Raw genomic sequence first — 18,299 nt, forward strand, 5'->3', positions numbered from 1 at the left:
TATTCCCAACATCAATCCTAAGAAAGAAATTTGGAGCGATACATCGGGTTCGAACCGATGACCTCAACCTTGGCAAGGTTGCGCTCTACCAACTGAGCTAGTATCGCATAAGCTAACCGTTAATCCTGTCTGCTAAGAAGCTAAGTTCTACTGCAAGGCAGTGTTCAACGTGTAACTGTAATGTGGTTGCGGGAGCCGGATTTGAACCGACGACCTTCGGGTTATGAGCCCGACGAGCTACCAAACTGCTCCATCCCGCGTCCGGATGTTTCTCTTTTCGCATCATTACCGTTTAAGGACAATGAGACTAAACCATTTTCATTCTGAGTACTTTCTCTAGGAGATGACTTCTAAGAATATTACTTCTTGTTCGAATAAAAGTGGAGCGATACATCGGGTTCGAACCGATGACCTCAACCTTGGCAAGGTTGCGCTCTACCAACTGAGCTAGTATCGCATAAGCTAACCGTTAATCCTGTCTGCTAAGAAGCTAAGTTCTACTGCAAGGCAGTGTTCAACGTGTAACTGTAATGTGGTTGCGGGAGCCGGATTTGAACCGACGACCTTCGGGTTATGAGCCCGACGAGCTACCAAACTGCTCCATCCCGCGTCCGGATGCATTATTTGAGTTAATGACTCTATATTTCCAACATCAATCCTAAGAAAGAAATTGGAGCGATACATCGGGTTCGAACCGATGACCTCAACCTTGGCAAGGTTGCGCTCTACCAACTGAGCTAGTATCGCATTAGTTAACCGTTAATCCTGTCTGCTAAGAAGCTAAGTTCTACTGCAAGGCAGTGTTCAACGTGTAACTGTAATGTGGTTGCGGGAGCCGGATTTGAACCGACGACCTTCGGGTTATGAGCCCGACGAGCTACCAAACTGCTCCATCCCGCGTCCGGATGCATTATTTGAGTTAATGACTCTATATTTCCAACATCAATCCTAAGAAAGAATTTGGAGCGATACATCGGGTTCGAACCGATGACCTCAACCTTGGCAAGGTTGCGCTCTACCAACTGAGCTAGTATCGCAATCTGAAACGTCTTTCGTCGTTCAGGGCTGCGAATTATAAGAGCATTTTTTTGTGATGCAAGTCCTTAATGCAAAATTACGAAAGTTTTTACTCAACTGCTGTAAAAGCACGCAGATTTGCAAAAAAATCAGCTCTTATGTCCCTGAAAAGTTAGATAAACGTGATCATTTGATCTGATTAGATGTTAATAATCGTTTTTCGGTAGTACTGCAGTTCAGCGATCGACTCACGAATATCATCCAATGCAAGGTGACTTCCCGACTTTGAAAAACCATCGAGTACTTCGGGTTTCCAACGACGAGTCAGCTCTTTCAGGGTACTTACATCGACATAACGGTAATGGAAGTACTCTTCCAACTCTGGCATGTGTTTGTATAGGAAACGGCGGTCTTGGCCAATGCTGTTACCACAAATCGGTGATTTTCCTTTTGGTACCCACTTCTCAAGAAACTCAATCGTTTGTTGAATAGCCTCTTGCTCTGAAACCGTGCTTTCTTGAATTCGTTTCACTAGGCCGCTGCCGGTGTGGGTGGTTGTACACCACTCGTCCATCTTGTCCAATTCACTCTGAGGTTGGTGAATAGCCAAAACAGGTCCTTCAGCCAGGATGTTAAGCTCACTATCAGTAACGATAGTAGCAATTTCAATGATTTTATGAGTTTCAGGATCAAGTCCTGTCATCTCTAGATCAACCCAAATAAGGTTCTGATCGCTAAAGGACATAAGGCGTCGCCTATTTGTTTATGTATAAAAGAGGTACTATACCCAAATAACTATACTCAAACTAGCTTTAGGGCCATCGAAATCAATGGTACCAACAACATTCCGTTTGAGTCCTCAATCATCAAGTTAGATGTGTTAAGTGAAAAATTGTGGCTAAAAAAAAGAAGTTAACCAAAGGTCAAGTGCGTCGTGTACGTAGCAACCAGAACAAGCGACTCAAGAAAGAAGATTCTATCCAGTGGGATGAGAACATGCTTGGCGGAACAAAAAGCGGACTCGTAATTACGCGCTTTGGTCAACATGCCGATATCGAAGATCTTGAAACCAACGAAGTTCACCGTTGTAACTTACGCCGCAGTATTGAAACGTTAGTTTCTGGAGACAAAGTCATTTGGCGCGCAGGACTTGAATCAATGGCCGGCATCTCTGGTGTTGTAGAAGCCGTTGAGCCAAGAACGTCAATGCTAACTCGCCCTGATTACTACGACGGCCTAAAACCGGTTGCTGCTAACGTTGACCAAATGGTTATCGTTTCAGCTGTACTGCCAGAGCTATCACTTAATATCATCGACCGTTACTTGATCGCCTCTGAAACGGTGAATATTGCCCCGTTAGTTGTGCTCAATAAAGTCGACTTGCTGACAGAACAACAAATTAGCGAATACCGCGAAACGCTGAAAATATACGAGAAAATCGGCTATAAAGTCATGTTCGTCAGTAAAGAGTCGGGTTACGGCATCAAAGAGTTGGAAGCCGAACTGAAAGATCGTATCAACATTTTCGTTGGTCAATCTGGCGTAGGTAAATCCAGCGTCGTGAATGCACTCATGCCAACATTAGACATTGAAGAAGGCGCGGTTTCTGAAAACTCAGGACTGGGTCAACACACGACGACTGCAGCGCGTTTGTATCACTTCCCTTCTGGTGGTGATCTTATCGATTCCCCAGGGGTACGTGAATTTGGCCTATGGCATTTAGAACCCGATGAAGTCACTGATGCTTTCATTGAATTCAAACCATACCTAGGTGGTTGTAAATTCCGTGACTGTAAACACAATGACGATCCTGGATGTCTGCTACGTGAAGCCGTTGAAGACGGTAAAATTAGCCGCTTACGTTTTGCTAGCTACCATCGCATTATTGAAACAATGGCTGACAACAAAGATAACCGTCAGTACTCACGAAGCAAGAAAGCCGATCTCTAATCGCGTTTTTGTGAACAAACGTGTGCATTTACTGACAATTGGCGCGAATTTAAGTAACATCTCGCGCCCTAAACCGTCATCGACAGATTTAATTGAAAAACAATTAGCATTGGAAAATTAATACAATGGATAAGATTAAAGTTGGATTGCAGTACTGGATCCCACAGCATGGGCTAACTCGCCTAGTCGGTAAACTAGCATCTGCTAAAGCGGGTGGCTTAACGACAGCGATCATCAACTGGTTCATCAAGCAATACAAAGTAAACATGGATGAAGCTCTGCATAGCGATCCAAAACACTTTAAAACATTCAATGAATTCTTCGTACGTGAATTGAAAGAAGGCATGCGCCCTATCGCTGAAGGCGAATCCGTGATTGTTCACCCCGCTGATGCACGTGTAAGCCAGTTTGGCCCAATTACTGATGGTCAACTGATTCAAGCTAAGAACCACAACTACTCAGCACGTGAGTTGCTTGGTGGTGATGCTGTTCTAGCGGATGAATTTAAAGACGGCAAGTTCGCAACGCTTTACTTGTCGCCAAGTGATTACCATCGCGTGCACATGCCATGTGACGGCACACTGCGTCAAATGATCTACGTTCCGGGTGACCTTTTCTCTGTAAACCCGTTAACGGCAGAGAACGTTCCAAACCTATTCGCACGTAACGAGCGTGTAGTTTGTATCTTTGATACTGAGTTTGGCCCAATGGCACAAGTGCTGGTTGGCGCAACCATCGTTGGCAGCATCGAGCAAGTATGGGCTGGCACCATTACTCCACCTCGTGGTAACTCAGTTTACAAATGGGATTACCCTGCACAAGGTGATACAGCCGTCGTCTTGAAGAAAGGCGAAGAGATGGGCCGCTTTAAGCTTGGTTCAACGGTTATCAACCTGTTCGCTAAAGACGCAATCAAGTTTGACGAAACGATGCAAAATGGCGAGAAAACCGTTCTAGGCACCCCTTTCGCGCATATCGCGGGCAAAGACGCTGAGACTGAAGCTGTTGATTCAACAGAGAACACAGACCAAGTCTAACTCTCTGAGTTAACTTAGTAAGCTTTAAGGGCGCGTTAGTTTTCTATTTTTAGAGAATAACGCGCCTTTTTCTTATCTAGTTCGAGACATTTCCCTTCAAGGTTTCAACCAATCTAACTACCGATAACCTTATTCTCAACGAGCAGTACGTCGAATTGCCTCATAAAAAGATTGACCAAAAACAAAACAACTGTCGAAACCTTAAACAACTTTCCGATTTTACAACCCGTCTCCAAGTACCAAAAATCCAGATAACTTACTCTATTTGAAGATATTTTATTCATAGGGTCTTTGTACATGCCTAAACTCAATGTTGGCGTTCTGGCCAAGCTGTTGATTTGTTTTGCGATTCCCTTGGGCGTGTTATTCATGCCGATAGATTCAATACCAATCGATGATCTCACGCTGATTCAACACCGCTTGTTGGCAATATTCTTGTTGGCCGCTCTACTGTGGGTGCTTGAACCCGTTCCGGTATTCGCCACTTCCATTTTGATCATTGCGCTTGAACTGGTGATGATTTCCGACAAAGGCTTACACCTATTTAGAAATCCACCAGCGGGACACGATCTCGGTGATTTAATCAAATATACCGACATATTCGGTGCATTTTCGTCACCAATCATCATCCTCTTCATGGGTGGTTTTGCGCTCGCGATATCGGCATCTAAGTACGAACTCGACAACAACTTAGCCCGAGTATTGCTCAAACCATTTGGTACAGAACCGCGCTTCATTATGCTCGGCTTAATGCTGATCACCGCCGTGTTCTCAATGTTCATGTCAAATACCGCAACAACGGTAATGATGCTCGCACTGCTAGGTCCAATCGTGGCGTCAGCACCAAAAGGCGACATGGGGATCAAGGCGTTGGTGTTGTGTATTCCAATTGCTGCTAACACCGGTGGTATCGCGACACCCATAGGTACACCACCCAACGCCATCGCACTTCAATACCTGACGGGTGAGAACAGTATCGACTTCCTTAGCTGGATGATGATGGGCTTGCCCTTCGTAATCATTCAACTGACCATCGCTTGGTTCCTTCTACAGAAATTTTTCCCGTCCAAGGAAAGAAACATGGTGCTCAAGCTTGATGGCCAATTTAGAAAAAGCTGGCGTGCGATTGTGGTTTACGTCACCTTCGCCGCCACCATCCTATTGTGGATGACCACCAAGCTGCATGGTATGAACACCTATGTGGTGTCTATCATTCCACTGGCTGTCTTTACCCTAACGGGCATCATGGGCAAAGAAGAACTTAAGCTGATTAACTGGGATGTATTGTGGCTAGTAGCAGGTGGTATTGCGATTGGCATAGGACTAGATAAAACAGGCTTAGCCGTGGCACTCGCACACGCGATTGATTATGAGTCGCTCTCACCAACGGCGGTAGTGCTAACGTTATCCATCGTATGTTGGTTAATGGCGAACTTCATGTCAAACACCGCAACGGCCAACTTACTGATGCCGATCGCCGCTGCGATTGGCGCATCCATGGAAAGCTTGGTTGCGATAGGAGGCCTGCAAGGACTACTGGTTGTGGTCGCCTTCTCTGCATCGCTAGGTATGATTTTACCCGTATCGACACCACCAAACTCGTTGGCCTACTCGACCGGGCTTATCGAAAGTAAAGACATGGCGAAGATGGGTATCATCTTAGGGATCGTCGGCTTGCTGATGGTCTACCTCGCGTTGTTCATCATCACCTAATAGACGTTCAACGATCACTTTTATTCCGACTAAGGTGCTAAATGTAAATTTAGCGCCTATTAGCGCTATCTTACGCACAATGGCCACAACAAGTGATTGATTTTTAAATCAATAAATAACTGTGACTTTACTTCACTGTTTTACAAAAATCAGAGTAAATATATTTAGAATTTATGATTTTAAACACATTCATTCTGCCTAAGACAACGACAATATACCCCTATAAGAAACACACCAATTCACCATCAAGTACGTAGTTAGGTTTTTGTCTAATAAAGAGGAATGGACCTTGAGACATACTATTAAGTTTAAAATTCAGGTCGCCATTGCGGTCATTATTGCCGTCGTAAGTGGCGCTCAAGCTTGGATATCGGTTAATCAGCTGACTCAAGAGACTGAAGTCGCGATCAACCAAGAAATGAAAAATGTCAGTGTTGGCACCACCAATTACATTGCCGATTGGCTGTCAATCCGCAGTGATATGATGCTTGCCAATGAATCGACCATTTCAAGCAATAGCAACTCTGATCGCGAGTTATTGATCACCAAGCAAGCCGGACAATTCTTGTCTGTTTATGCAGGGTTCAGCGATGGCACTATCGCCTATGGCGACAAAGGTGAAGATTGGCCAGCAGGCTACGACCCGCGCACTCGCCCTTGGTATAAAGATGCCAACGCAACATCAGACCTCATCATTACCGAACCTTATCAGGACTTTGACGGCAGCATTGTCATCAGCTTTGCGAAAGCATTCAGTGGTGATAGACAAGGTGTTCTCGCGGCCGATCTAACCGTAACCAGCATTATTGATACCGTGCTTAATGTAAAACTGGAGAACGATGGTTTTGCGTTTTTAGTCGACGGCAATAACAACATTGTGGCCTACAGTGATGAAGAACTGAGTCAGAAACCACTGACCAGTTTGAATCCAGAACTAACAACCAGCAAGGTGTCACAACTGCTCCAAGACCAAATGATCACCACTCTAACTTGGCCTGGTCAAGGCGATAAGCTGGTCTATATTGCCAATGTCCCGAACACCGATTGGTCGTTAGGTATCGTTATCGATAAAGACATGGCGTTTTCTGCAGTATCCGATGCCATTCAATTCATCGCTCTGACTTCTTTAATTTTGTACATCGTCATTTCAATTGCGAGCACAATGGTCATCAACCGCCTACTTTCTCCATTACAAACCTTGTCAGAAGCGCTGACTCAGCTCGCTCAAGGCAGAGGTGACCTCACCCAACGCATTGATATCACACGTATGGATGAGATTGGTAAACTTGCCGAGCTTGTGAACCAGTTCTTAAGCCAGATGCAAAGCATGTTGAAGGGCGTGATAGAACACAGCCACGATCTCAACAACCATGCAGAGAAAGCCAATCAACTGGCGACCCAATCTTCGATTAGCGTTGAGAATCAACAAAACGATATCAACCAAATTGCGACCGCGATTCATGAAATGTCGGCTACCGCAGCCGAAGTGGCTAGCCATGCCGAATTAACGGCATCCGCTTCTCAGGCATCCGCTACCGCTTGTAATGAAGGCCAAGAGGTAATCCAACAAAACCGTGATGCGATTACTGGCCTTGCGATTCAAGTTGAAGACGCCGCCAATGTTATTCGTGAATTAGAGAGCAATGCGCAAAGCATCAATCAGATCCTATCCACCATTCAAGGCATTGCCGAACAGACCAACCTGTTGGCATTGAATGCAGCGATTGAAGCCGCTCGTGCGGGTGAACAAGGTCGTGGGTTTGCGGTTGTGGCCGATGAAGTTCGAGTGCTCAGCCAACGAACGCATGGCTCGACCGAAGAAATCCGCGTGATGATTGATACGCTGCAAAAGAATACCGAACATGCCGTTGAAAGCATGACCACCAGCACTCAACTGGCAGAGAATAGTGTTGGCTTCGCAGAACAAGCCCATGGCAGCCTGACTAAAATCACGCAAGCGATCACTGAAATCAACGATATGGCGCTGCAAATCGCGAGTGCTGCAGAAGAGCAACGCGCCGTAAGCGAGGACATCAGCCGCAATACGCAAGGAATCAAAGATGCCTCTGACGATCTAGCACAACAAGCGGAAAGCAGCCGCAATAGCTCAAATGAGATGAGCAGCGCTGCAGAGTCAATGCGCCAAGACGTAGAGCGCTTTAAGGTATAGCACTTTGAGGTATAGTGCTTTGAGGTATAGCGCGCCTCAAGCAAAGTAAGTTGAACCACACCAGCAAGCGACAGCTGACATAAACTAATCACTGAAACAAAGTCGTTCTTTCATAAGAATCACTTTGTTCTCAGTTCGGTTTGATGCATATTGATGAGCTAATTTATCCCAGACACAAGGATGTTATTCAGATGGGATTTGAATGGTTAGCTCTAGCTGCCGCTTTTCTTTGGGCGATTGCGAGCCTGATGTCAGTAAAGCCTGCTCAACACTTAGGATCTTTTGCCTATAGCCGCTGGCGAATGGGTTGTACCGCGATCATCTTATCGAGCATGGCTTGGTTTACGGGTGGGTGGTCAAGTGTGGAAGCTGACTTAGTCACGCCGATGATGCTATCTGGCCTAATTGGCATCTTCATTGGTGATACCGCCCTATTTGCCTGTTTGAACCGCATGGGACCGCGCCAAGCGGGTTTGCTGTTCTCTTGTCACGCCGTATTTTCCGCTATTCTCGGCTACTTCCTGTTTAGCGAAAGCATGACTTCGGTTGAGCTGATTGGCTCAGCGTTGGTGTTTAGTGGGGTATTAACCGCAATCTTCTTTGGTCGTCGTGGACAAGCGAACAACCAATTAGAAACCATTAAGGGCACGGTGTGGATTGGTGTTGCGTTGGGAATCACCGCCGCGATCTGCCAAGCATTGGGCGGCATTATTGCCAAACCCGTGATGCAAACCAGTATCGACCCAATTGCAGCCTCTGCCATTCGAATGATCACCGCCTTTGTTGCTCACTCGCTGTTTCGTTTAACAGGCGCTAAACTTTCACGCGCGATCAATCCAATGAATAAACAAATATTCGCAATTACTGCGGTTAATGGCTTTTTAGCGATGGCCGTGGGAATGACGCTGATTTTGTATGCGTTGCAGGAAGGCAATGTCGGTATGGTCGCACTGTTATCTTCGACCACGCCAATCATGTTGTTACCAATACTTTGGTTTTACACCAAGCAAAGGCCGAATGCCTACGCTTGGATAGGTGCTATTGTTGCCGTCGTGGGTACTGGTATTTTGGTCAGTTAGCCAAGCAGTAAGTAGGACTAACTGAACAGAAAGCTAAGAACGCGGGAACGGAAAAGCCGTCACGTCATCGATATGGTCGTAGCCCAAAGCCAACATGATCAGACGATCGATACCTAAAGCAACACCGGCACAGTCTGGTAAGCCCGCTTTTAATGCCTCAATCAAGTGATGGTCAATCGGTTGAGGCGATAAGCCCATATCAACACGTTTGGCATTATCACCTTCAAAGCGCTTGAGTTGCTCTTGAGGTTTATCTAGCTCATGGAAGCCGTTTGCTAGTTCAATCCCTTTGAAATACACCTCAAAGCGATCCGCCACTCGTGAATCATTCGGGTTAATCTTGGCTAGTGCGGCTTGTGAAGCCGGAAAGTCATAAACAAATGCAGGTACTTGTTGCCCTATCTTAGCTTCAACCCCAATACTAAACAGCAGCTGCAGCAAGGTGTCACGATCGTCTTCTGGATCTGCAATGTCGCTGAGCCCTAGTTTTGCGGCAGCCTGCTTTAAAGTATCCATCGAGCCTTCCAACGGACAAACACCTAACACATCAATAAAGGCTTGTTGGTAAGTCATTCGCTCCGCAACACCTGATTTTAGAACCTGCTGTAACAGCAAATCCATTTCATCCATCAAGTCATGATGATCAAAGCCAACGCGATACCACTCCAACATGGTGAACTCAGGATTATGGTAACGACCATTTTCTTCGTTACGAAAAGACTTACAAATTTGGTAGATACAGCCACTGCCCGCCGCTAACAGTCGTTTCATATGAAACTCTGGACTGGTCATAAAGAACAATGGCTGGCCGTGCGCATAACCCGGCCCTACGAATTCAGTTTTGAACGTATGCAAATGCACATCCGTCACCGTAGCGTGACTCATCGCAGGCGTATCCACTTCCATCACGTTTCGTTCTGTAAAGAACTGACGAATTTGATTAAGGATATCAGCACGTTGCTTTAACTGCTTAATGGTTGCGGCCGGTTGCCATGTAGAGTGCATTATTAAGTTCCATATCACTGAATTCTAGGCGACGAAAATTACCACCTTTCGTCTCTTTTGTAAGCTTCTATCTGTCTATTGATGAAAGCAAAATGTTGTTTTAATGAAGCCAGAAAATTACGTTCTACAATACAATTATCAATACAGCTTCCACATCAACATTGATAACGAAAATCATACTCAACAAGCCGTTAACACCAGTCCTGTGGGTTAATCGTTATCAACAATTCATTGCCGTGATTGCAGTCACATAACCTATAATTTCTATGCCTCCATATGCATTACCGACCTAAAAACCCAAATACATCAACTTTTCAAATACCTTCCTCTCGTACACTGAACCTACCACTTAAGGCTTAGGGGTGATAAACGGTTGATGCCGTTTACGTACTATCGATTAGTAAGTGCTCTCAATAAGTAAGTACTGCCAATTAGTAAGTACTACCAATAAGCTTTTTATAATAACAAGCGGAATACTCCGCATCACACTGGAGAATAACTGTGAAGACAATTACCACAGATATCGCAGTCATCGGCGCAGGCGGCGCTGGTCTTCGTACAGCTATCGCTGCGGCTGAAGCTAATCCTGAATTGGAAGTAGCACTGATTTCTAAAGTTTACCCAATGCGTTCGCACACGGTAGCAGCAGAAGGCGGTTCAGCAGCAGTAATTAAAGACGAAGATAGCCTAGATAACCACTTCAACGATACTGTTGGCGGTGGCGACTGGCTATGTGAACAGGATGTTGTTGAATACTTTGTTGAAAACTCGACTCGCGAAATGATCCAAATGGAACAATGGGGCTGCCCATGGAGTCGTAAAGAAAACGGTGAAGTAAACGTACGCCGATTCGGCGGTATGAAGGTAGAGAGAACGTGGTTCGCAGCGGATAAAACCGGCTTCCACATGCTTCATACTCTGTTCCAGACTTCGATGAAGTACGACACAATCAAACGATTTGATGAGTACTTTGTGGTGGATTTGATCGTTGAAGATGGCGAAGTACAAGGCCTAATCGCGATTCATATGTCTGAAGGTGAGCTTGTTACGATTAAAGCGAAATCTGTTGTATTAGCAACCGGTGGCGCAGGTCGTGTTTACCACTGTAATACCAACGGCGGCATCGTGACTGGCGACGGTATGGCAATGGCTTATCGCCACGGTGTTCCACTGCGTGATATGGAGTTCGTTCAATACCACCCAACAGGCCTACCGGGTACTGGCATCTTGATGACTGAAGGTTGTCGTGGTGAAGGCGGTATCATCGTCAACAAGAACGGCTACCGTTACCTGCAAGATTACGGCATGGGCCCTGAAACTCCAGTGGGCGAGCCGAAAAACAAATACATGGAGCTGGGTCCTCGAGACAAAGTTTCTCAAGCATTCTGGCACGAGCAGCAGAAAGGTAACACCATCAAGCACCCGCTTGGTGATGTCGTACACCTTGACCTTCGCCACCTTGGTGAAGAGTATCTGCAAGAGCGTCTTCCGTTCATCTGTGAGCTTGCAAAAGCGTACGTAAACGTTGACCCAGCAAAAGAGCCAATCCCAATTCGCCCTACCGTTCACTACACCATGGGTGGTATTGAAACTAACGGTACGTGTGAGACTCGCATTAAAGGCCTATTCGCCGTTGGTGAATGTGCTTCAGTTGGCCTGCACGGTGCAAACCGCCTAGGTTCTAACTCTCTGGCTGAGTTTGTAGTATTTGGCCGCGTAGCCGGTGAACAAGCCGTGAAACGTGCAGCTGAATTCAAAGGCTGGAATGAAGAAGCCATCACTAAGCAAATTAAAGCGGTTGAAGATCGCATTGCAGGCATCTTGGCTCAAGAAGGCGATGAGAACTGGGCTGATATACGTACTGAAATGGGTCACACCATGGAAGCGGGTTGTGGTATCTACCGTCAAGAAGACTTGATGCAAGAAACCATCGACAAAATCACTGAACTGAAAGCGCGCTACAAGAAGATCAGCATTAAAGACAAAGGCAAAGTGTTCAACACTGACCTACTTTACGCTATCGAAGTGGGTTACGGCCTTGAAGTTGCAGAAGCAATGGTTCACTCAGCGATTCTTCGTAAAGAATCTCGCGGTGCACACCAACGTCTAGACGACAACTGCACAGAACGTGATGATGTGAACTTCCTGAAACACTCTCTATCTTTCTACAACGAAGATGCAGCACCAACTATCGACTACAGCGGCGTTAAGATTACTAAATCTCAACCTAAAGCTCGTCTATACGGTGAAGCAGCCGAGAAAGCCGCTGCCGCTGAAAAAGCAGCAGAAGAGAATGCGAAGAAGAGCGAAGAGGAGCAAGCATAATGTCAGCGAATCGAATCCAAAAAATTGAAATCCTGCGTTATGACCCTGAGCACGATGCAGAACCTCACTTTCAAACCTTTGAAGTTCCGTTTGATGAAACCATGTCAGTACTTGATGCGATTGGTTACATCAAAGATAACCTAGATAAAGACCTGTCTTACCGTTGGTCTTGTCGTATGGCGATTTGTGGTTCTTGCGGCATCATGGTTGATGGCGTGCCAAAACTGGCATGTAAAAGCTTCTTACGTGACTACCCGAATGGCTTCAAGATTGAACCATTGGCTAACTTCCCAATCGAGAAAGATTTGATTGTCGACATGACGCCGTTCATCGAGCGCCTTGAAGCAATCAAGCCTTACATCATTGGTAACGACCGTAAGCCAGAAGACGGCACTAACATCCAAACTCCAGAGCAAATGGCGAAGTACAAACAGTTCGCTGGCTGCATCAACTGTGGTTTGTGTTACGCAGCGTGTCCTCAGTTTGGTCTAAACCCTGAGTTCATCGGCCCTGCGGCACTTGCTCTTGCTCACCGCTACAATCTAGATAGCCGTGACAATGGTAAAGCTGAACGTATGAAGCTTATCAATGGCGACAATGGCGCTTGGGGCTGTACGTTTGTAGGTTACTGTTCTGATGTGTGTCCGAAGAAAGTAGACCCAGCGGCTGCAGTAAACCAAGGTAAAGTTGAGTCTTCAATGGACTTCGTTATCTCGATGTTCAAACCTGATGGCGAACCGGTTAAAGCGACGGAGGAAGCGTAATATGAGCAATCGTAAACCTTATGTTCGTGAGATGAAGAGAACGTGGTGGAGCAACCATCCGTTCTACCGTTTCTACATGCTACGTGAAGCGACTGTACTGCCTTTGATTCTATTCACTCTGTTCCTAACCTTCGGTTTGGGTTCGCTAGTGAAAGGTCCTGAAGCGTGGGAAGGTTGGTTAAGCTTTATGGCTAACCCTATCGTTATCGGTATTAATATCGTGGCACTGCTAGGCAGCTTACTGCACGCTCAGACCTTCTTCAGCATGATGCCTCAAGTAATGCCAATCCGTCTTAAAGGCAAATTGGTAGATAAAAGAATCATCGTACTGACCCAGTGGGCAGCGGTGGCATTTATTTCTTTAATCGTTCTTATGGTGGTGTAAGGAGCTTCGTTATGAACACAAATTACAATGTTAACCGCCTTAAGTCTGTTAACCAAAACCCTAAACGCTCTGATGAGCCAATCTGGTGGGGCCTATTCGGCGCTGGCGGTACTTGGTTCGCGATGATCACACCAATCACGATTCTAGTGCTGGGTATCTTAGTGCCTATGGGCATTATCGATGCGGATGCAATGAGCTACGAACGTGTTTCTGAATTCGCCACCAGCATTATCGGTGCGCTATTCATCATCGGTACACTAGCACTACCAATGTGGCACGCAATGCACCGTCTTCACCACGGCATGCACGACCTTAAGTTCCACGTCGGCGTTGCAGGTAAAGTTGGCTGCTACTTCGTTGCAGGCCTAATCAGTGCGCTATCTGTTATCTTCATCTTTATGATTTAAGAGCAGATACGAGATTCGCGTAAACGAGTATCGAAGAGCTTAAAAGCAGATACGGAATTCGAGTAACCGAGTATCGAAGAGCTTAAAAGCAGAAAAGCGAAAGCAGAGCTAGGTTATCCAGCTCTGCTTTTTTATTGCTTGTCGAATCTATTATCCTCTAACTCGCTCCTGCTCTTCCTGCTCTTCAAGCTCTTCGTATCCCGAATCTCGTTTACTCGCATCTGCCCTTCTGCTTTTCCAGATCGCCAGATACAAAAAAGGCCGCTCATAAGCGACCTTTTCTATTTCACTGAGCCACCTCAAACAAGGTGGGCACAATCAAATTATTTTACACGACCAACGTATTCGCCAGTACGAGTATCAACTTTAACAACTTCACCGATAGCGATGAATAGAGGTACACGAACGACCGCGCCTGTTGCTAGAGTTGCAGGTTTACCACCCGTACCTTGTGTATCGCCTTTAAGGCCAGGATCAGTTTCAGTTACTGGGATCTCAACAAAGTTTGGCGGAGTAACAGTGATAGGGTTATCATTCCACAACGTTAGAGTACAAACGTCATTTTCAACTAACCATTTTGCTGAATCAGCGACTGCTTTTATGTCTGCTGCGATTTGCTCAAATGTTTCGTTGTTCATGAAGTGGTAGAATTCGCCATCGTTGTATAGGTAACCTAGTTCAACGTCAACAACATCTGCAAGCTCAAAGCTTTCGCCTGACTTGAATGTTTTCTCTAACACTTTGCCTGACAGCAGTTTACGAAGTTTTACACGGTTAAACGCTTGGCCTTTACCTGGCTTAACGTATTCATTGTCGATAATTGCGCAAGGCTCATTATCTAACATGAATTTTAAACCGCCTTTGAATTCATTGGTGCTTACTGACGCCATGATTTTCTCTTCCACATCTTTGAGTTAATTTCAATGCCGCATATCATAACCCGAAAAGTCGAATCTGTTGAGCAAAACTGGCTCAAACAACTATCGAATGCGATCTCTGACCCGACAAAACTGCTTCAAGCATTGGAAATAGACCCAACACCGTGGCAAAAAGGATTCGCAGCACGTGAGCTGTTTTCACTTCGAGTCCCTCTTAGCTTTGTAGAACGAATGGAAAAAGGCAACCCACACGACCCTCTATTGCGTCAGGTGTTACCACTCAATGAAGAGTTCGAGGTTCATCAAGGCTATTCAGCCGACCCATTAGAAGAGCAAGAAAACGCGATTCCTGGACTGCTGCATAAATACAAAAACCGCGCACTGATGATTGTAAAAGGGGGGTGCGCTGTAAACTGCCGCTACTGCTTCCGCCGCCATTTCCCTTATCAAGATAACAAGGGCTCGAAGTCTGTGTGGCAAACCAGCCTCGACTATGTAGCCACTCATCCAGAGATCAACGAAGTTATCTTATCCGGTGGCGACCCTTTAATAGCCAAAGACAGCGAACTCGAATGGCTGATCAATGCCATCGAACAGATTCCGCATGTAAAAACCGTTCGAATTCATAGCCGATTACCGGTTGTGATCCCTGCTCGAGTGACGGATGAGCTATGCCAATTGTTAGCTCGAACTCGCCTCAACGTGGTGATGGTCAGTCATATCAATCACGCCAATGAAATCAATTTAGAACTCAAACAAGCCTTTCATAAGCTAAAGCTAACTGGGGCGACTCTGCTTAATCAGGGGGTGATGCTAAAAGGCGTTAACAATAGCGCTAACTCATTGAAAGAATTAAGCGAAAAGCTATTCGATGCCGGTGTTTTACCTTACTATATGCATGTACTTGATAAAGTTCAGGGCGCCGCTCACTTCTATATCTCCGATGAAGAAGCAAAGATGCACTTTAAGGGTTTGATCTCTGAGGTTTCTGGCTACCTCGTACCTAAGTTAACTCGCGAGATTGGCGGCCGTAGCAGCAAGACGCCACTCGATCTACACATTGAATAACCCTATCTGGAATAATCGTCGCTTCTTATCGTCTTAAACATCAAGAAGCGACAAAAGAAAACTCCCCTACCTTCTCGTTGACCACCACCGGCTGTTAAACCTTAAGCAGACAATCCAATCGTTAAGACAAAAAGTTTTTGTTCGATCGTCCGGTCTATTATTAGCATACTCGGCTCTATTCTAAATCTTTAGGAGGGGTGATATGTCACAATTTATAGAACAAACTCTCAACCTTGCCCCCTTTAGCTGGGCAGGCCTCGCAGCATGTATGCTGTGTGGATCATTAATCGGAATCGAAAGGCAAACCCGCGGTAAACCCGTTGGAATACGAACCTCCATTTTGATTATCAGCGGTACTTATTTATTTCTCACCATGGCGATTAGCTTATCTCCCAACACACTCGATCAAGCCCGTGTGCTTGGTCAGATAATAACGGGGGTGGGATTTCTTGGGGCCGGGGTAATGATGACATTGGATGGCAAGATTCATGGCGTCACTTCAGCCGCGATTATCTGGGTACTCGCAGCATTAGGCATGATGATTGCCTTAGGACACCTTTCTCAGTCTGTCATCATCACTCTAATGGCGCTTGTGATACTGCTTGGTGTCGACAAGGTGGAAAACAGTTTCCAAAGCCTGCGTCGTGGTGTGCATCAGAAGTGGATGAATAAAGGTCGCGTGAAGAAGTAACCTCTAATTTTAGATGCGTTTATCTTAAAGACATTTTGTCCTTAGATTCGATTTCTTAGAGGCAAATTATTAGAGACGAATTCTTAGAAACGAAAAAGAAGCCTAGTCAAACGACTAGGCTTTGAGTTTTTAGACAAGCGCTTAATGCACGTGAATACACACTTGGTTCTTACCCGCGGCTTTCGCCTTATAAAGCTGCTCATCCGAAGAACGAATACTCTGGTTTTCCCACAAGTGCCCGACACTGTCGAACTTGTACAGAGAATAGAGCGTCGCTCCCCCAGAAACAGAAATACTCACCTTGTCACCCGTCGGACATCGGTAACTTTGCAGGCTAATGTCGTTTTGAATTCGTTGAAAAATCGATGAAAGCAATTCAGATGATTCACCCGTGATCGCGACAACAAACTCTTCACCACCAAACCGTGCCACGATATCTTGCTGCCTAACGCTGTTCAGCATCAACTGAGCCACATGGCAAATCACCTCGTCCCCTGTTTTGTGGCCATGGCGGTCATTAACCACTTTAAAATCATCGATATCAAACACGCCAACACCAATAATCGGCTGTTCGTCCTGAGCCAGTAATCGAGCTTCAAAGCCGCGTCGATTCAGTAAACCAGTTAATGGGTCGCACATTGCTAGGTCATTCAAACGCTGGTGTTCTTGTCTTGTATAAAAACGCCATAGCCATAAAACCGAGAGCAAATACAAAACAAACAGTATCGAAAGCTGAATCTTCTCCATCTCCAATACATGCAGAAAGTGCTCGCTCTTCTCTTCTTCAATACTGAGATATAACTGGGTGTTAATGTCATCAACATACAAAGGCTTGGAATAGGTAAAGTCCATAACCCCGTACTTGTTTGCGCCTCGAGTACTGGTGACTTTATAACCATGAGTAGGGTTCGATACGAGGTTAGAAACATAGCCATCGACACCCAATACCCCTTTAAACTCACCATTAACGTAAATGCCTTTGGTTAACGTCACCACTTTTTTACCCGTCAGGTAATCATCATATTGGCCCGTATAGACAACTTGGTCTTGACCTTGCGCTAAGCCAAAACGAATCGTATTCACCCAGTACGGACGACTGTTCACCACAGAGTCAAAGGTATCGCCCTTAATCGTGCGAGCAAAATCAGAAGGCGAAGAGATAATAAACTTCTCTTTCGAGATAAAGTAAATCGCAGAGATGGTATCAATAGTATTGGCAAAATAAGCCATGGTTGGAGCGATGAATAAGCGCTTACCGGCTTCAGAGTTAAGCTCTGACTTCGGATCACACATTTCGCTAGGGCCTGAGAACATGAAGTCAAAACGAGGGGCTTGTTGCTCCTCACTGATGAAATAGCACGTCTCACCCTCTACCTTTTTTTCATGCGAGAACACATAAGTATCGCCATGCAGTGGGTAAAGTGCCGTGATGTTGTATTCAAGGGCATTAATAATCTTTGTGAGCTCAGCAAGAGAGCGCGTGACACCTTGGTTTTCGATTCCATACTGTTTATCTGATTCTTCCGCTGAATCAACGAGCAATAAGCCCAAAACGACTAAAAAACTTGCGGTAAGGCTTAAGAAAGCCTTTTTAAAATCGATGGTATGGTGTTTTATCAAAGCATATAAGTCGACGTTGTGATTTTAGCGCACATTGTACTTATAAGTAAAAATACTGCAATAGAAAGTATAAAACCAAGTGCTTATTAACTAATTTGAGGTATGTAAATCGGAAAAGGGATTGAAACAACAGTGCTTCAACAAAAGAACAGTGTCTAAACAAAAGAATAATGCCTAAACAAAAGAATTT

The 18,299-nt window shown here is 45.4% G+C and carries 15 protein-coding genes and 7 tRNA genes; 11 read left to right on the plus strand and 11 right to left on the minus strand.

What is annotated here, in order from left to right; all coding sequences use genetic code 11:
- Positions 1 to 31: 31 nt before the first annotated feature.
- The 8 genes from L3V33_RS16680 to orn form a co-directional block, all read right to left on the minus strand.
- Positions 32 to 107, minus strand: a tRNA-Gly gene (locus L3V33_RS16680).
- 76 nt (positions 108 to 183) lie between these two features.
- Positions 184 to 260, minus strand: a tRNA-Met gene (locus L3V33_RS16685).
- Positions 261 to 381: 121 nt separating this feature from the next.
- Positions 382 to 457 (minus strand) — tRNA-Gly (locus L3V33_RS16690).
- A gap of 76 nt (positions 458 to 533) precedes the next feature.
- Positions 534 to 610, minus strand: a tRNA-Met gene (locus tag L3V33_RS16695).
- 61 nt (positions 611 to 671) lie between these two features.
- Positions 672 to 747: transfer RNA gene (locus L3V33_RS16700), tRNA-Gly, on the minus strand.
- Positions 748 to 823: 76 nt separating this feature from the next.
- Positions 824 to 900: transfer RNA gene (locus L3V33_RS16705), tRNA-Met, on the minus strand.
- A 61-nt stretch (positions 901 to 961) separates the two neighbouring features.
- Positions 962 to 1,037, minus strand: a tRNA-Gly gene (locus L3V33_RS16710).
- A 179-nt stretch (positions 1,038 to 1,216) separates the two neighbouring features.
- Positions 1,217 to 1,762, minus strand: coding sequence for an oligoribonuclease (gene orn / locus L3V33_RS16715; protein ID WP_004733351.1), 546 nt, complete (start codon positions 1,760 to 1,762; stop codon positions 1,217 to 1,219).
- A gap of 149 nt (positions 1,763 to 1,911) precedes the next feature.
- On the opposite strand from orn, the gene rsgA reads away from it, so the two are divergent.
- The 5 genes from rsgA to L3V33_RS16740 all read left to right on the plus strand — a co-directional run bounded on the left by rsgA (position 1,912) and on the right by L3V33_RS16740 (position 8,966).
- Complete coding sequence (rsgA, locus tag L3V33_RS16720) at positions 1,912 to 2,967, plus strand: small ribosomal subunit biogenesis GTPase RsgA (RefSeq protein ID WP_004733350.1); 1,056 nt, start codon at positions 1,912 to 1,914, stop codon at positions 2,965 to 2,967.
- Positions 2,968 to 3,092: 125 nt separating this feature from the next.
- Positions 3,093 to 4,004: an archaetidylserine decarboxylase gene (asd, locus tag L3V33_RS16725; protein ID WP_237290834.1), complete on the plus strand. Its 912-nt coding sequence runs from the start codon at positions 3,093 to 3,095 to the stop codon at positions 4,002 to 4,004.
- A gap of 297 nt (positions 4,005 to 4,301) precedes the next feature.
- Complete coding sequence (locus L3V33_RS16730; protein WP_065207275.1) at positions 4,302 to 5,717, plus strand: SLC13 family permease; 1,416 nt, start codon at positions 4,302 to 4,304, stop codon at positions 5,715 to 5,717.
- 289 nt (positions 5,718 to 6,006) lie between these two features.
- Complete coding sequence (locus tag L3V33_RS16735; protein ID WP_237290835.1) at positions 6,007 to 7,887, plus strand: methyl-accepting chemotaxis protein; 1,881 nt, start codon at positions 6,007 to 6,009, stop codon at positions 7,885 to 7,887.
- A gap of 191 nt (positions 7,888 to 8,078) precedes the next feature.
- Entirely contained in the window at positions 8,079 to 8,966 is an 888-nt protein-coding gene (locus L3V33_RS16740; protein WP_237290836.1) for a DMT family transporter, read from the plus strand.
- A 33-nt stretch (positions 8,967 to 8,999) separates the two neighbouring features.
- Here the strand turns inward: L3V33_RS16740 and epmA are convergent, their stop codons facing one another.
- A complete protein-coding gene (gene epmA, locus L3V33_RS16745; RefSeq protein ID WP_237290837.1) occupies positions 9,000 to 9,971 on the minus strand; it encodes an elongation factor P--(R)-beta-lysine ligase in 972 nt (323 codons plus the stop codon).
- A 501-nt stretch (positions 9,972 to 10,472) separates the two neighbouring features.
- Between epmA and frdA the strand changes: the two genes are divergently transcribed.
- The 4 genes from frdA to frdD are packed head-to-tail and all read left to right on the plus strand — an operon-like array spanning position 10,473 to position 13,852.
- Positions 10,473 to 12,296 carry a fumarate reductase (quinol) flavoprotein subunit gene (frdA, locus tag L3V33_RS16750; protein ID WP_004733344.1) on the plus strand — a complete coding sequence of 608 codons (1,824 nt, stop codon included), beginning with the start codon at positions 10,473 to 10,475 and terminating at the stop codon, positions 12,294 to 12,296.
- Positions 12,296 to 13,060, plus strand: a complete 765-nt coding sequence (locus L3V33_RS16755; protein ID WP_004733343.1) for a succinate dehydrogenase/fumarate reductase iron-sulfur subunit — start codon at positions 12,296 to 12,298, stop codon at positions 13,058 to 13,060. The genes frdA and L3V33_RS16755 overlap by 1 nt, the downstream gene beginning before the upstream one ends.
- A gap of 1 nt (position 13,061) precedes the next feature.
- The gene (gene frdC / locus L3V33_RS16760) at positions 13,062 to 13,445 is read left to right on the plus strand and encodes a fumarate reductase subunit FrdC (RefSeq protein ID WP_017076351.1); all 384 of its coding nucleotides are present in this window, start codon (positions 13,062 to 13,064) and stop codon (positions 13,443 to 13,445) included.
- Between the two features lie 11 nt (positions 13,446 to 13,456).
- Positions 13,457 to 13,852: a fumarate reductase subunit FrdD gene (gene frdD / locus L3V33_RS16765; RefSeq protein WP_237290838.1), complete on the plus strand. Its 396-nt coding sequence runs from the start codon at positions 13,457 to 13,459 to the stop codon at positions 13,850 to 13,852.
- 323 nt (positions 13,853 to 14,175) lie between these two features.
- Here frdD and efp read toward each other — a convergent pair whose 3' ends face one another.
- Positions 14,176 to 14,742 carry an elongation factor P gene (gene efp / locus L3V33_RS16770; RefSeq protein ID WP_237290839.1) on the minus strand — a complete coding sequence of 189 codons (567 nt, stop codon included), beginning with the start codon at positions 14,740 to 14,742 and terminating at the stop codon, positions 14,176 to 14,178.
- 33 nt (positions 14,743 to 14,775) lie between these two features.
- Between efp and epmB the strand changes: the two genes are divergently transcribed.
- Together epmB and L3V33_RS16780 are read left to right on the plus strand one after the other, a co-directional pair.
- A complete protein-coding gene (epmB, locus tag L3V33_RS16775) occupies positions 14,776 to 15,798 on the plus strand; it encodes an EF-P beta-lysylation protein EpmB (RefSeq protein WP_237290840.1) in 1,023 nt (340 codons plus the stop codon).
- 202 nt (positions 15,799 to 16,000) lie between these two features.
- Positions 16,001 to 16,489, plus strand: a complete 489-nt coding sequence (locus L3V33_RS16780; RefSeq protein WP_237290841.1) for an MgtC/SapB family protein — start codon at positions 16,001 to 16,003, stop codon at positions 16,487 to 16,489.
- A 141-nt stretch (positions 16,490 to 16,630) separates the two neighbouring features.
- Here L3V33_RS16780 and L3V33_RS16785 read toward each other — a convergent pair whose 3' ends face one another.
- On the minus strand, positions 16,631 to 18,109 hold the full coding sequence (locus tag L3V33_RS16785; RefSeq protein WP_237290842.1) for a sensor domain-containing diguanylate cyclase: 1,479 nt from the start codon (positions 18,107 to 18,109) through the stop codon (positions 16,631 to 16,633).
- Between the last annotated feature and the right edge of the window lie 190 nt (positions 18,110 to 18,299).

It is taken from the genome of Vibrio sp. A2-1 (assembly GCF_021728355.1).
GTDB lineage: Bacteria > Pseudomonadota > Gammaproteobacteria > Enterobacterales > Vibrionaceae > Vibrio > Vibrio splendidus_K.

Coding starts and splice junctions, on each gene's coding strand:
- orn (WP_004733351.1), bottom strand. CDS start 1,762: ATGTCCTTTAGCGATCAGAACCTTATTTGGGTTGATCTAGAGATGACA.
- asd (WP_237290834.1), top strand. CDS start 3,093: ATGGATAAGATTAAAGTTGGATTGCAGTACTGGATCCCACAGCATGGG.
- L3V33_RS16730 (WP_065207275.1), top strand. CDS start 4,302: ATGCCTAAACTCAATGTTGGCGTTCTGGCCAAGCTGTTGATTTGTTTT.
- L3V33_RS16740 (WP_237290836.1), top strand. CDS start 8,079: ATGGGATTTGAATGGTTAGCTCTAGCTGCCGCTTTTCTTTGGGCGATT.
- epmA (WP_237290837.1), bottom strand. CDS start 9,971: ATGCACTCTACATGGCAACCGGCCGCAACCATTAAGCAGTTAAAGCAA.
- L3V33_RS16755 (WP_004733343.1), top strand. CDS start 12,296: ATGTCAGCGAATCGAATCCAAAAAATTGAAATCCTGCGTTATGACCCT.
- frdC (WP_017076351.1), top strand. CDS start 13,062: ATGAGCAATCGTAAACCTTATGTTCGTGAGATGAAGAGAACGTGGTGG.
- frdD (WP_237290838.1), top strand. CDS start 13,457: ATGAACACAAATTACAATGTTAACCGCCTTAAGTCTGTTAACCAAAAC.
- efp (WP_237290839.1), bottom strand. CDS start 14,742: ATGGCGTCAGTAAGCACCAATGAATTCAAAGGCGGTTTAAAATTCATG.
- epmB (WP_237290840.1), top strand. CDS start 14,776: ATGCCGCATATCATAACCCGAAAAGTCGAATCTGTTGAGCAAAACTGG.
- L3V33_RS16780 (WP_237290841.1), top strand. CDS start 16,001: ATGTCACAATTTATAGAACAAACTCTCAACCTTGCCCCCTTTAGCTGG.